This is a genomic window from Duganella sp. P38, from assembly GCF_050859475.1.
In the GTDB taxonomy this organism is placed as follows: domain Bacteria; phylum Pseudomonadota; class Gammaproteobacteria; order Burkholderiales; family Burkholderiaceae_D; genus Rugamonas.
The window spans coordinates 2,997,206-3,012,456 of the sequence record NZ_CP193936.1 but is presented as its reverse complement, the minus strand read 5'-3'; the positions used below and the strand labels follow the sequence as shown (position 1 = coordinate 3,012,456).

Sequence of the window (15,251 nt, the reverse complement as noted above, 5' to 3'; positions counted from 1 at the left end):
TTAGTGATGCTATTTTTGGGGTCCGGCGCCAGCGCCAGACCTTTGCTGATAAAACTTTCTGCGGATCAGGCCTGGGTTGCGGCCTGCAGCGTGGCGGCCGCCGCATGCGCCTTGCGCAACAGGTCGGCCACGTCGCAATGCACGGTGGTGTCGATGGCCGCCGCGCTGGCGGCTGCCGACGACAATGTAGTCGCCGTCGCTGTGGTGGCGGCTGCGGCGCTGCCGTTCAACACGGTATCGAGCGCGGTGTCGTCGCCCAGCAGGTCCGCCAGCGTTGGCAGCTTGATGCCTGCCGTCGCCGCATCCTTGGCCGACACATCCAGGTACACATCGGTCATATCGACCGAGTTGCCGCTGGCCAGCGTGGCGCTGCTGCGTTCCAGGTGCAGGTTGTTGTTGGCGTCGAGGTAAGGCAGTTCGGTGTAGCTGACCGTCAGGCTGGCCACGCCGGCGTCCTTCAGCGTCATCAACTCGCCGGCGTCGGTGACGCCGTTGCTGTTGGCGTCGCGCCAGATGCGCAGTTCAGCGAACAACGCGTCGTTGGCGTCCACCACGCCGTCGTGGTTGCTGTCGTAGTCGGCCAGCTTGGCAAAACCGCTGCCTTTGCTGACGCCGCCGAACAGCTCCGAAATATCGTCGATCTTGCCGTTGCCGTTGTGGTCGACCGCCAGGAAGCCGTCCGACGACGAAATCCAGCCGGACTGGATCGCGGAGCCGGTGCCCAGCAGGTCGAACTTGCCGGTGAAGGCATCTTTCGAAATGGTGTGCACGCCGTCGCCGTTGAGGTCGATCACGATCGGGGTAATCGACGCATCCCAGCTCATGTCGTTCTCGCCCGATTCCAGGAAGGTCTTGTCGGTGTAACCCACATTGATCGGCGTGCCATGGGCGGCCTTGTTGGCGCTGTCGTCGGTTACGTCCGAATCGAGCTGGCCATCGGCGCCGATATTCTTCTGGCCGAAATACCAGGTGCTCATGTTGACGCCGTGGTACATCACGTTGGTCTTGTCGAACTTCAGGTAATAGGTGCCCGGATCGAGGTTGCTGAAGTTGTAGCTGCCGCCATCGTGCGTGGTGGTGGTGGCGACCGCGACGTTGTTGCTGTTGTACAGCGTGACCTTGATGCCGTCGATGCCGCTTTCCTTGACGTCCTGGATGCCGTCATGGTCCTTGTCTTCCCACACCTTGTCGCCGATGCTGGCTTTGCGGTACAGGCCGGCATCCACGGAGCTCACCGACTGGCCGGCGGCCAGGGCGATGGTGCCGGTGGTGCCGGTGGTACGGTCAACGTCGGAGTCGATCTTGTCGTCGCTGCCCACATTGCTCTTGGTGTAGTAGTAGCCGGTCGGCGTCACCACTTGCACCTTGTAGTTGCCGGCGGCGAGGTTGTCGAACAGGTAGCTGCCATCCGCCGCCGTGGTGGTGGTGGCAAGCAGCTTGCCGTTGGCGTCAAGCAGATTGACTTTGACGCCGGAGACGCCGCTTTCGCCGCTGTCCTGCAGGCCGTTGAAGTTCTTGTCTTCCCAGACGCGGTCGCCGATGCTGCCCTTGACCTTGACGATCCCGGCGTCCAGCGACGTGATCGCATCGCCCGAGCTGCCGGTGACGCTGTGCGTGATGCCGGTCACGGTGTTCGCATCCGAATCCTTGCTGTCGTCCGTGCCGGCGTTGGCGCTGGTAAAGGCATAGCCGGCCGGCAGCGTGGTCTTGTCGAACTGCACGCTGTAAGTGCCCGGTTTCAGGCCGCTGAACAGGTAATTGCCGTTGGCGTCGGTGACGACCGGGCTGCCGACCACGCGGCCGGCCGCATCGAGCAGGTAGACCTTGACGCCGGCCACACCGCCCTCACCCTTGTCCTGAATGCCGTTGCCGTTGGTATCGAGCCAGACGCGGTCGCCGATGCTGATGTTCTGGTACAGGCCGGCGTCCAGGTCCTTGTAGTTCTGGCCTGCGGCAACGGTCACGCTTTGGCTCTGGCCGGCGGCGTTGATGTCGCTGTCAGCGGCGTCGTTCGCGCCGACGTTCTGGGTAGTGACGACATATCCTTTCGGCGCGACCACGGCAACCGAGTAAGTGCCGGCGTTGACGCTGAAGCTGTAGTTGCCGTTGGCGTCGGTGGTGGTGGTATCGACCACCTTGCCGGCTGCATCCTTGAGTTGCACGGTAACGGCGGCGATGCCCGACTCGCCGGCGTCCTGCACGCCGTTGGCGTTCTTGTCTTCCCATACGCGGTCGCCGATGGTGGCCTTCGGCGCCTTGACGATGCCGGCGTCCAGCGAGGTGATGACATCGCCGGAATTGGCGGTCACGCTGTGCGTGATGCCGGTCGCGGCGTTGGCGTCGGAATCGATGGCGTCGTTGCTGCCCACGTTGGCGGTGGTGAACACGTAGCCAGCAGGCAGCGTCGTCTTGTCGAACTGTACGCTGTAGGTGCCCGGCTTCAGGCCCGTGAACACGTAGTTGCCACTGGCGTCGGTGACTACCGGACTGCCGACGATGCGGCCGCCTGCGTCCAGCAGGTAGACCTTGACGCCGGCCACACCGCCCTCGCCCCTGTCCTGCACACCGTTGCCGTTGGAGTCGACCCACACGCGGTCGCCGATGGAGACGGTCTTCTGCAGGCCCGCATCGAGGTCCTTGTAGTTCTGGCCGGCGGTCACCGTCACGCTGTCGCTCTGGCCGGCGGCGTTGATATCGCTGTCGGCGGCCTCGTTCGCACCGGCGTTTTGCAGCGTGGCGACGTAGCCTTTCGGCGACACCACGGCGACGGAATACGTGCCGGCATCGACGCTGAAGCTGTAGTTGCCGTTCGAATCCGTAGTGGTGGTGTCGATCACTTTGCCCGACGCGTCTTTCAATTGCACGGTAACGCAGGCGATGCCCGACTCGCCGGCGTCCTGCATGCCATTGCCGTTCTTGTCTTCCCAGACGCGGTCGCCAATGGTGGCTTTCGGCGCCTTGACGATACCGGCGTCCAGCGAGGTGATGACGTCGCCGGAATTGGCGGTCACGCTGTGCGTGATGCCGGTGGCGAGATTGGCGTCGGAATCGATGGCGTCGTTGCTGCCGACGTTTGCGGTGGTGAACACATAGCCAGCAGGCAGCGTGGCCTTGTCGAACTGGACGCTGTAAGTGCCCGGCTTCAGGCCGGTGAACACGTAATTGCCATTGGCGTCGGTGACTACCGGGCTGCCGACGATGCGGCCGGTCGCGTCCAGCAGGTAGACCTTGACGCCGGCCACGCCGGTATCGCCCTTGTCCTGCAGGCCGTTGCCATTGCAGTCAAGCCAGACGCGGTCGCCGATGGAGACGGTTTTTACCAGGCCGGCATCGAGGTCCTTGTAGTTCTGGCCGGCGGTCACGGTCACGCTGTCGCTCTGGCCGGCGGCGTTGATGTCGCTGTCGGCGGCCTCATTCGCGCCAGCGTTTTGCAGCGTGGCGACGTAGCCTTTCGGCGACACCACGGCGACGGAATACGTGCCGGCGTCCACGCTGAAGCTGTAGTTGCCGCTGGCATCGGTGGTGGTCGTGGCGACAACCGCGCCGGCGGCGTTTTTCAGCTGCACGGTAACATTGGAGATGCCGGTGTCGCCTGCATCCTGGATGCCATTGCCGTTCTTGTCTTCCCACACGCGGTCGCCGATGGTGGCTGGCGTGGCGACGATGCCGGCATCGACGCTCAGGTTGACGTCGCCGGAGTTCAGCACAACCGGGTTGCTCAGGCCGTTGGAGTCCGCATCCGAATCCACGACGCCATCCGCACCGGCATGCGCGGTGGTGAACACATAGCCGGCTGGCAACGTGGTCTTGTCGAACTGCACGCTGTAGCTACCCGGAGCCAGATTGGTGAACAGGTAGTTGCCGTTGGCATCGGTGGTCAGCGGGCTGCCGACGGCATTACCGTTGGCATCGATCAGCGTGACTTTGACCCCAGCCATGCCGGCTTCGCCCGCGTCCTGTACACCGTTCTTGTTGCTGTCGATCCAAACGCGGTCGCCCAGCGAGGCGGTGCGGTACAGACCGGCATCGATGGTGTTGTTGACTTCGCCCGCGCCGACGGTGATCGCGGCCGTGTGGCCGTTCGCGTCGATATCGCTGTCGGCTGCGGTGTCTGCGCCTGTGGCTGGCGTGGTCGCCAGATAGCCCGCCGGTGCGACGACCGCAACCGAGTACGTGCCTGGGGCGACACTGAAGTGGTAATTGCCGCTGGCGTCGGTGGTGGTGGTGCCGACCTGGTTGCCGCTGGCGTCCAGCAGGTTGACGGTCACGCCGGCGATGCCGGCTTCGCCCGCATCCTGCACGCCGTTATGGTTGCTGTCTTCCCAGACGCGGTCGCCGATGGTGGCTGGCGTGGCGACGATGCCGGCATCGACGCTCAGGTTAACGTCGCCGGAGTTCAGCACAACCGGGTCGCTCAGGCCGTTGGAGTCCGCATCCGAATCCACGACGCCATCCGCACCGGCATGCGCGGTGGTGAACACATAGCCGGCTGGCAGCGTGGTCTTGTCGAACTGCACGCTGTAGCTCCCCGGAGCCAGATTGGTGAACAGGTAGTTGCCGTTGGCATCGGTGGTCAGCGGGCTGCCGACGGCATTACCGTTGGCGTCGATCAGCGTGACTTTGACGCCAGCCATGCCGGCTTCGCCCGCGTCCTGCACGCCGTTCTTGTTGCTGTCGATCCAAACGCGGTCGCCCAGCGAGGCGGTACGGTACAGACCGGCATCGATGGTGTTGTTGACTTCGCCCGCGCCGACGGTGATCGCGGCCGTGTGGCCGTTCGCGTCGATATCGCTGTCAGCTGCGGTGTCTGCGCCCGTGGCTGGCGTGGTCGCCAGATACCCCGCCGGAGCGACGACTGCAACCGAGTACGTGCCTGGGTCGACACTGAAGTGATAATTGCCGCTGGCGTCGGTGGTGGTGGTGCCGACCTGGTTGCCGCTGGCGTCCAGCAGGTTGACGGTCACGCCGGCGATGCCGGCTTCGCCCGCATCCTGCACGCCGTTATGGTTGCTGTCTTCCCATACGCGGTCGCCGATGGTGGCTGGCTTGGCGGCCACACCCGCGTCGATCGTCAGATTATTATCGCCAGCATGCAGCACGACGTTGGCGACGCCGTTCGCGTCGGCATCCGAATCAACGCCGCTGTCGGTGCCGGCATTCGCCGTGGTGAACACATAGCCTGCTGGCAGCGTGGTCTTGTCGAAGACGACGCTGTAGCTGCCCTGCGGCAAATTGGTAAACAGGTAGTTGCCGCTGGCGTCGGTGACCAGCGGCGCGCCGACGATGTTGCCGTTGGCATCAAGCAGGGTGACCTTCACGCCAGCCAGGCCCGCTTCGCCGGCGTCCTGTACGCCGTTGCGATTGCTGTCGATCCATACGCGGTCGCCCAGCGAGGCGGCTTTATACAAGCCGGCGTCGATGGTGGTGTTGGTTTCGCCCAGCGCAACCGTCACTGGCGCGGTGTGGCCGGTGCTGTCGATATCGCTGTCGGCGCCAGTGTTGCCGCCAGCGCGGGGCGTGGTGGCCAGATACCCGGCCGGCGCAACGATGGCCACCGAATACGTGCCGCCATTGACGTCAAAATGGTAGGCGCCGTTGGCGTCGGTGCTGGTGGTGGCGACGATCTGGCCGTTGGCGTCCTTGAGCTGCACGGTCACGCCGGCGATGCCCGCTTCATCCGCGTCCTGCAAGCCGTTGCCGTTCTTGTCTTCCCATACGAGGTCGCCGATGTGGGCCAGCGGCACTTTGAACGTCAGGTAGTTCGGCGTGGCGGAGGTGTCTTGCGCGTTGCAGCCGGCGGTGCCGCCGGTGTCGCGTACTTCGAAGCCAACGCTGAACGTGCCGCCCTTGCTGGCGTCCGGCACGAATACCAGTTTGCCCGCGTCGATGTCGGCGGCGGTGATCTCCGCGTTCAGGCCCAGCGCCACACCATTCAACAGCAACTGGCCCGACGGCGGCAGCGTGGTGATGATGACCGATTTCAGCACGTCATGTTCGTTCGCGACCACTTCATGGAAACCAAAATCGGCCTGGTTCAGCACCACGCCGTGGGCGTCGGACAAGTCGAATGTCTTGTCGGCGCCGGCAGGCGCGTCATTCACCGGCGTCACGACCACTTGCAGGCTGAGGCTGATGGTTTTGCCGTTACCGTTATCGACCACCAATTCAGCGGTTTTAAAAGCGCCATTCCAGTTGGCGGCCCACAAGTCGGGACGGACATACAGGTCGCCACTGGCCGTGAGACCAAAGATATTGGTGTTGCCGGTGGCAAAAGTACCGTCCGGCAGCATCACCTTGACGGATGAAACGTTGAATGAGCCGGTGCCGTTATAGCCGGCGTCCTTCAAAATTTTTGCGACCGAAAAGATACTTTCCGTATCTTCGCAGACGGTGACTACGGCGCCGATGTTGGTAGTGCTCATGCTGCTTCCTTAACGCGAACGCTGCCGCTGTTCAGTCGATTGAACATAGTAGATATCCCAATGATTTGAATTGTGTGAAAACCAGACTGGACTATTCGACGCGCGGGGTGACAGGGGCGTTAATAGTCTGGACGACAAACGCTCGGGGAGGCGGAGCGTTGCTCTTGAAACATTTAAGTTGTCGTTATTATAGTCAATAAATCGCTAGTTGGATGGCATATTTGTCACTTAAATGATTCTTTTAATAATCATTTGTTGCATCCAATTCATTTACATTTTTTAATTTATGTGACTAATTAGTCAAATTGATTGCCGCACGGAATTTATAAGCCAGTAACTACTGGTTTCATCTAAGGGCTTTACTTATGCCAATATCGTCTGTGATGATGACGGTAAGCGGAGGCTGTCACCTGCCCGGCGAAATGCAGCGTGATGGCCCCCGACTCGTCCGTGCGCAAGCACGCGACGCCGAGTTGCCGATAGCGGGCGACGACTTCAGCCTTGGGGTGGCGATATCGGTTGCGATGGCCGACCAGAAATAAGGCTAGTTGCGGCCGGACGGCCTGCAGGAAAGGCAGCGTGGACGAGGTACCGCTGCCATGATGTGGGGCGACCAGCACATCCGCGCGCAGCCTGGCCGCGTCTGCATCAAGCAGTTGCTCCTCCTGTGCGGCCTCGATGTCGCCCGCCAGTAGCATGGAGAGTCCGCCAGCGGTGACCTTCAGCGCACAGCCGCGCGCGTTCGGCTTAAGCGTGGCGTCGGCGTAGCTGGCGGCGGCTGGATGCAGGATCTCGAAGCGCACGCCGTCCCAGGTCCAGCTTTGACCGGCCGCGCAACGCACATGCCGCCGCGCGGCCTGCGCAATCAGATGATTTGGCGCCAGCGACGACAGCACCCAGCCAGTGCGCACGCCATCCAGCACCGACAGCGCGCCACCGGCATGATCGGCATCGCTGTGCGAGACGATCATGCCATCCAGCGCGCCGATGCCGCGCCCCCGCAAATACGGCAGGATGACACGGTTGCCGGCGTTGGATTCGACGCTGTAGGCGGGACCGGCGTCATACAACAGGCGGTGGCCGCTGGTTTCGATGAGCAGCGCCATGCCCTGCCCCACATCGAAGGCGGTCACCGTCATGCGGGCGGGCGCCGGATGGGTGGGTTCGGCGGCCAGCAGCGGTATCCACGTCGCCAGGCCGAGCCAGCGCACGGGCCAGCCGCGCGGCGCCAGCAGCCACAGGGTGCCGAACATCGCCCAGCAAAACAGCCAGAATGGCGGCTGCGGCGCGCTCCACACGGCGTAATGCATGGCGCTGAAATATTGCAGGCAGAGCGCCAGCACCTCCACCAGCCAGTGCGCGAAACCAAGCACCGGTGCGGCCAGCAGCGCGGGCAGCATGCTGCCGGCCAGCGCGAGCGGCGTGACGACCAGGCTGATGAGCGGAATCGCCACCGCGTTCGCCAGCGGGCTAATCAACGATACCTGGCCGAACAGCAGCATCGTCATCGGCACCAGGCCGAGGGTGATGGCGTACTGCGTATGCGCGCCCACACGCAGCGTCAGCCAGAAGCGCTCGCGCCAGCTCACTGGCGCCGGCATGTGCACCGCAGCGGCACGCTTGCGCGGCGGCGTGGTGCGGCCCACGGTCGCATACAGGATGATGGCGACGGCGCCGAACGACAGCCAGAACCCCGGCCACAGCACCGCCCACGGATCGATCACCAGCACCGCGCCGAGCGCGGTGCACAGCACGTGCGAGATGCTGGTCAGGCGATTGAGCCAGAGCGCAGCGGCAACCACCAGCAACATGTACAGCGTGCGCTGGGCTGGCACGCCAAATCCGGCCAGCAGCACGTACAACAGCGCCACCGCCGCCCCAACCAGCGCCGCCACCTTCTGGGCCGGCAGCAGCAATGGCAGTTGCGCACGCGTGAAAAATGACCAGCGCCACAGCGTGAACGCCGCCAGCGCAAACAGCCCGGCGACCATGGTGATGTGCAGGCCAGAAATCGAAATCAGATGGCCAATGCCGGTGCGGTTGAACACCTGCCAGTCCGACTGCTCAATGCCGCGCTGGTCGCCCACCACCAGCGCGACGATCACGCCAGCGTAGGGCTTGCCGGGCAGCGCAGCCAGAATGCGCTCGCGCAATGCCGCCCTGCCGCGCTCGACCAGATTCTTGCCGCCGACGACAAAGCCGTCGAGCCGGCGATTGTCGCGCGCCACGCGCACATACCCGGTCGCGCGCACGCCCTGCTCCAGCAACCAGGCCTCATAGTCGAAGCCGTAAGGATTGGCGTTGCCATGCGGCCGCTGCAAGCGCACCGTAAGCTGCCAGCGCTGGCCCGGCTGCACGTCGGGCACGTCCACAAGCTGATCCCGGTAACCGGAGTACCACGACAGTGAAATCCGTGGCGGCACCACGTCATCCGGCCGCTCCACAGCGAAGTTAAAGCGTACACCTTGTGAAAACCGATGCGGCAGGTTATCGATGGTGCCAACGACCTTGATATCGCGGCCCTCGTCGCCGACAGCCAACTGGGGAGCCAAGGCCCGGCAGGCCAGCCAGGCGGCCCACAAAAAGCCAAGCGCAGCCCCAGCAAGCAGCGCGGCGAATGTGCGCACAGCGCAGCGGGCACGCTGAGGCAGCAGGCGCCGGCACGGTCCCCGCACCAGCGCTGGCAGCAGCAGGATGGGGATCAGCATGCTGCTGGCGGCAAGCGACGGCAGGCTGGCCTGCATCTGCAGACCAGCCGCGCCAACAGCAAAGCCGATCACCGCCACACGCATAGCACCGCCTCCCTGCCGCCATACTACGCATGCGGCACGCGGGCAACGCGCGCTGGCAAGGCCGCCGCTTGATATGGATCAGGCAGCGGCGGCCTTCGGGCGGGACTTACATCCTCCAGCGCAAGCCGAACGAGACCGAACGTCCGATCTGGAGCGTGCCGAAATTGGTCAGCGTCGGGTTGCCGGCATCGCCGAAGTGGTAGTACTGCTGCTGCATTTCGTTGGTCAGGTTGACACCGCTGATATCGACCGACATGTTGTCGTTGATTTTGTAGGACACCTGCATGTCCACGCTCTTTTCCGGACGGCGCCAGATGCCGATCGGGTTGGCAAACAGGGCAGCCTCGTTGGCGGCCAGGAAGCCCGAGCGCCAGACATAGGACAGGCGCGCGCTGACCGGGCCCTTTTCATACGCCAGCGTGGCGTTGTACGAGCGGTTGGAGACGCCGAAGAACGGTGTCTTGAGCTGGGCGACGATGTCGCCGGCATCATTGGCCTCGGGCACGTTCTGCGACGAGCTGAGTCGCGTGAAGCTGCCCTGGAAGCCCAGGCCGTCGAGCAGGCTCGGCAACCCTTTCGGGAAGTAGATCAAGCCCAGTTCGGCGCCGCTGATGTCGCCGTTGGAGGCGTTGACCGGCGAGTTGATGACGTAGTCGTAGCCGTTGGTGTGGTCGCCGCCTGAAGTCGAATTGCGGAACGGGTCGTTGGCCGGATCGACATGCACCTTGCGACGCAAGCCGACCACCAGGCCGTCGATCTTGCGCTTGAACGCCGTGCCGTAGATCGCGCTGTCCTTCTGGAAATACCATTCTGCCGTCAGGTCGAGGTTCTTGGAGCGCGTCGGTTGCAGGTCCGGATTGCCGCCGCTGCCCGAGCCGTAACCCACCTTGGACACGTCGTCAGCGAGCTGCAGGACTGGATTCAGGTCGCCGAAGTTCGGGCGGCGCAGGGTTTCGCCATAATTCAAGCGCAGCACCACGTCCTTGCTCGGGTCGTAAATCAGCGTCATGCTCGGCAAGACCTTGTTGGTCGACTTGCTGGCACTGGACGGCGTCACCGCCTTGGTGGTGGCGTCTACCTTGTAGAAGGTCATGTCGGTGTCGACCTTGACGTAGCGCACGCCGAAATTGCCGCGCAGGCGATGGCCGAACAGCTCGGTCTGGGTATTCCCCATCAGGAACAGGTTGGACGTCTTTTCCTCGACCTCGAAGGTCTTCTGCAGGCTCAGCTTGTCCGTGGTCAGGAAGTTCGGATCGACCGAGTTGTACAGCTTGCGCCAATCGTCGATGTGGCTGCGGATGTAATAGGCGTTCGGTTCCAGCCACGCACGCGGAACGTTCGAGATGTCCGTGCCGAAGCCCGAGTTGGTGGAGGCGTACTCCGGCCCCAGCGAGGCGAGGTTGCGGTTCAGGTTGCCCGATTGCGTACGGTTGGCTTCCGAGGCCTTGCGGTCGTCGACGCGCGCGCCAAACTGAATGGTCTGCAACGGCCCCCAGTCGGCCTCGTACACGCCCGACAGGTTGGCAGTCGCCGCGCTGCCCTTGTTGCGGTTGGCGTTATCGTAGAACTGCGCGACATTCCACTTGGTCGGGTCGGTCAGGTCGGCGTTGTTGTTGAAGCTGAACGCCGTGTTGCCGCCGCCGGCGTTGAAGTCGACGTTGATCGATGGTGCGACGCGATCGATCCGGGTGGCGGTGAATTCCGAGTGATAAGTGCTGCTTTGGTACGAGACATCGCCCTCCAGCTTCAGGCGGTCGCCCACGTTCCACTTGCCGTTCAGGGCGTAAATGCGCGAATCGGTGGCCGAGGTGGTGTAGTCGCCGCTGTTGAAGCCATACACGTTGTTGACGGTACGGCTCTTGATGATGTTGGTTCCGGGGAAGGTGCTGATCGTGCTTGCAGGGTTGCTGCCAAGATCGCCCCACCAGTCGACAAAGCTGAACAGCAACTGGTTGAAGGACTTGTCGCGGTAACCGTTGTACATCGATTCGAAGGTGTAGACCGCATCGCTGTTCGGTTTCCATTGCAACGCGAGATTGGCGGCGGGACGCTCGCGCTTGCCCTGGACGTCGCTCTGGAACACGGCGTCGCGCGCCAGGTAATATGGATACGCTTTGCCGTTGAAGTCCAGCGTCGAGCCGGCTGCCGTCGGCAGGCCGGTATGGGTGCCGGGCGTCCAGATGCTGGTGTCGGTGATGCGCTGCAGCGGCGTGTAACCCGGCGGCACCTCGGAGGCGTTCGGGCTGGTGAACGGCACCATGGCGCCGGGCGTCACGCTTTCATTGCGGTATTTCGTCTGCGTGGCCGACAGGTTGATCAGGGCGCCCACTTCGCCGATGCCGGTTTCCCAGCGGTTGCTCAACATGGCGCTGAGCTGCGGGTTGGTCTTTTCAGCAGGTTCGAGATACGTGCCGCGCGCCGACACCGACACTTTCGATCCCTTGAAATCGAACGGGCGCAGCGACTTGACGTCAACCTGGCCGGCGATACCGGTATCGAGCTGGCTGGCGTCGCGCGTCTTGTAGACATCGATCTGGCGCACCAGCGTCGAGGGAATGTCCTGCAGCGCGACCTGGGTGCCGGAGGCGGTGAAGATATTGCGGCCGTTCCAGGTGGTCTGCACGTCCGGCAGGCCACGGATGGACAAGGTGCCGACCTCGCCGCCGGCGCGGTTGGTGACCTGGATACCGGTCACGCGCTGCAGCGCTTCGACGACATTGTTATCGGGCAGTTTGCCGATGTCTTCGGCAACGACGGACTCCACCACCTGGTCGCTGGTGCGCTTGGTTGCCAGGCTCTTGATCAGCGAAGCCTTGACGCCGGTGACGACTACGGTGGTTTCAGGCGGTTCGGTCTTTTCATCGGCCGCTTGCGCCCACACCGAAGCGCTGCTGAGCAAGCCTGTGCCGAGCAGCGCGACGACGGACAGTTTCAGGTGGAGTGGACGAACGGACGCCGCCGCAATGCGGGTGGATTGGTGGTGCATTTTGTCTCCCTTGTGTAATTTTTTTGATGCAGTTTTTAGTACCGCTCGAAAATCATCTTATGGAGATCGCAACACGCAATCCAATCATTTTTATTCGCTGTTCGATATTGTTTTAAGTATCGCGCTAGCTGTAGCACCGATAAACAAACGCCGCGGCAAGCCGCCTGTGCTTAGCGGCCCTGCGGCGTATTTGCAACGTTAATCGTTTTCTTGCCGGACGCCGGCGATGCCGGGCATGCGCGGCAGCACGGCGCGCGCGTTGCCGCTGGTGACGGCCGCGACCTGCTGCGCCGTCACGCCGCGCAGCTCGGCCAGCACGGCGCCGATGCGGGGAATCTGGTCGGGGCTGTTACGGCCCGGGTGCACCCAGGCCGGCGAGATGTCAGGCGCGTCGGTTTCCAGCACGATGGATTCCAGCGGCAGCTCGGCCGCCAGCCGGCGGATTTGCAAGGCGCGCGTGAATGTCATCGCGCCGCCGAAGCCGAGCTTGAAACCGAGATCGATATAAGCCTGCGCCTGCTGCGCACTACCGTTGAACGCATGGGCGATGCCGCCGGCCGGCGCAATCTGGCGCACATGCTTGAGCACCACGTCCTGCGAGCGGCGCACGTGCATCAGCACCGGCAGCCCGAAATCGCGGGCGATTTTCAGCTGCTCGCGGAAGAAGTAAATCTGTTTCTCGCGCATGGCCGGCTCGGTCAGCATGGGGATGAAGAAGTCGAGGCCGATCTCGCCCAGCGCCACGAAGCGCGCATCGGCCATGGCGGCCGCCACCCGCTCGCGCAGCACGCGCAGGTCGTCCTCTTGCGCGTTGGGCACATATATCGGATGGATGCCCAGCGCATAGCAACCGTTGCCGATGCTGGCCGCCAGGCCGGCGACGATGGCGAAATTGGCCGTCTCCACCGCCGGGATGACGATCATGCCGACGCCCTGCCCCGCGGCCAGCGCCGCCTGGGCCGCCGACTCGTTGCCGAATTCGTGGGCATCCAGGTGGCAGTGGGTGTCGATCCACATGGCCTCAGCCCTCGTCCGGCTGCAATCCCTGCTCGGTCATGCGCAGCACGCGGCCGCAGCGGCGCGCCAGTTCGATGTCGTGGGTGACAATGACGAAGGCCGTGCCCAGCGTGCGCGACAGCTCCAGCATCAGGTCGAAAATCTGCTGCGCGGTGGCGGTGTCCAGATTGCCGGTCGGCTCGTCGGCCAGCACGCAGGCCGGCTGCGTGACCAGCGCGCGCGCCAGCGCCACACGCTGGCGCTCGCCGCCCGACAGCTCGCCCGGCACGTGCGACACGCGCTTGCCGAGGTTGACGCGTTGCAGGATTTGCTGCGCGGCCGAGGTCGCCTCATCGCGCCTGACGCGGCGTATCATCAGCGGCATCGCCACATTGTCCAGTGCCGTGAATTCCGGCAGCAGGTGGTGGAACTGGTAGACGAAGCCCAGCGACTTGTTGCGCAGATCGCCGCGCGCCGTCTCGCTCAGGCTGGCGAAGTCCTTGCCTTGCAGCGTCACGCTGCCCTTGCTTGGCGTGTCCAGTCCGCCCAGCAGGTGCAGCAAGGTCGATTTGCCGGAGCCGGAGGCGCCGACAATCGCCACCCGCTCGCCGCGCCGCACGTCGATGTCGATGCCGGACAATACGTTGACCGAGTACGCGCCCTGAGTGAAGGTCTTGCCGAGGTTGCGGCAGGACAGGACCACGGGTTCCAGCTTGTTGTCTACATTACTCATAGCGCAGCGCCTCCGCCGGTTTCACGCGGGCAGCCCACCAGCTCGGGTAGATGGTGGCGACAAAGGCCAGCACCACGGCCACGCCGCCAATCTTGAACACGTCCGGCCAGCGCAGGTCGGACGGCACGCTGCTGATGTAGTAAATATCCTTCGACAAGAACTGCACTCCCAATAAATGTTCGATAAACGGCACGATGACGTCGATGTTCAAGGCCACCAGCACGCCGCCGCCCACGCCGAGCGCGGTGCCGAGGATGCCGACCAGCGCGCCCTGGATCATGAAGATCTTCATGATCGAACGCGGCGAGGCGCCCAGCGTGCGCAGAATGGCGATGTCGGCCTGCTTGTCGGTCACGGTCATCACCAGCGTCGACACCAGGTTGAAGGCGGCCACGGCAATAATCAAGGTCAGGATGATGAACATCATGCGCTTTTCGGTCTGCACGGCGGCGAACCAGTTGGCGTTGAGCTTGGACCAGTCGCGCACGAACAGGTCGCCGGACATGGAATTCTTCAGGTCCTGCGCCACTTGCGGCGCCCGGTGCATGTCTTTCAGGCGCAGGCGCAGGCCGGCCGGCGCGTCGATGCGCAGCAGTTTTTCCGCGTCGGTCAGGTGGACGAAGGCCAGCGCCGAGTCGAATTCGTTATGGCCGGCCTCGAAGATGCCCACCACGGTGAACGAGCGCAGGCGCGGCAGCACGCCGGCCGGCGTCGGCTGGCCCTGGGCCAGCGCCAGCGTTACCTTCTCGCCGAGGTTGACGCGCAGCGTGCGCGCCAGTTCGATGCCCAGCACGATATTGTAGGCGCCCGGTTGCAGCGCGTTGAAGCTGCCGCGCTTGGTCTGCCTGGCAACGTCGGATACCTGCGGCTCTTCTTCCGGCAGCACGCCACGGATGATGGCCGGGCGCAGCACGTCGTCGCGCACCAGCATGCCCTGGGTTTCGGCGAACGGCGCGGTGCCGATCACTTCCGGATTCTTGCGCGCTTCCAGCGCTTCCTGCTGCCAGTTCGGCATCACGCCGCGGCCGTCGAAGATTTCGACGTGGGCCAGCACCGACAGCATGCGGTCCGTCACTTCCTTCTGGAAGCCATTCATCACCGACAGCACGACAATCAGCGCCGCCACGCCCAGGCCGATACCGGCCATGGAAATCAACGAGATAAACGAGATAAAGCTATTGCGCCCGCTGCGCTTGCCCGCCCGCGTATAGCGCAGGCCGACCAGCCACTCGAACGGCAGATTCTTGATAATACTCATGGGCTCCGGAAGAGATCAAACTTGGTAAGCCCGAAGTGTGCCATATAAACCGCCTTTCATGGGT

Annotated in this window: 6 protein-coding genes; all 6 read right to left on the bottom strand. The window is 63.6% G+C overall.

Annotated features, from left to right (window positions below):
- Positions 1–65 precede the first annotated feature (65 nt).
- Positions 66–6,422 carry an SdrD B-like domain-containing protein gene (locus ACRQ5J_RS13950; RefSeq protein ID WP_432377511.1) on the bottom strand — a complete coding sequence of 2,119 codons (6,357 nt, stop codon included), beginning with the start codon at positions 6,420–6,422 and terminating at the stop codon, positions 66–68.
- A 359-nt stretch (positions 6,423–6,781) separates the two neighbouring features.
- A complete protein-coding gene (locus ACRQ5J_RS13945; protein ID WP_432377510.1) occupies positions 6,782–9,214 on the bottom strand; it encodes a DNA internalization-related competence protein ComEC/Rec2 in 2,433 nt (810 codons plus the stop codon).
- A 106-nt stretch (positions 9,215–9,320) separates the two neighbouring features.
- The gene (locus tag ACRQ5J_RS13940; protein ID WP_432377509.1) at positions 9,321–12,200 is read right to left on the bottom strand and encodes a TonB-dependent receptor; all 2,880 of its coding nucleotides are present in this window, start codon (positions 12,198–12,200) and stop codon (positions 9,321–9,323) included.
- Positions 12,201–12,398: 198 nt separating this feature from the next.
- On the bottom strand, positions 12,399–13,217 hold the full coding sequence (locus ACRQ5J_RS13935; protein ID WP_432377508.1) for a TatD family hydrolase: 819 nt from the start codon (positions 13,215–13,217) through the stop codon (positions 12,399–12,401).
- A 4-nt stretch (positions 13,218–13,221) separates the two neighbouring features.
- The gene (lolD, locus tag ACRQ5J_RS13930; protein WP_432377507.1) at positions 13,222–13,929 is read right to left on the bottom strand and encodes a lipoprotein-releasing ABC transporter ATP-binding protein LolD; all 708 of its coding nucleotides are present in this window, start codon (positions 13,927–13,929) and stop codon (positions 13,222–13,224) included.
- Positions 13,922–15,187: a lipoprotein-releasing ABC transporter permease subunit gene (locus tag ACRQ5J_RS13925; RefSeq protein WP_432377506.1), complete on the bottom strand. Its 1,266-nt coding sequence runs from the start codon at positions 15,185–15,187 to the stop codon at positions 13,922–13,924. The genes lolD and ACRQ5J_RS13925 overlap by 8 nt, the downstream gene beginning before the upstream one ends.
- Positions 15,188–15,251: the final 64 nt, after the last annotated feature.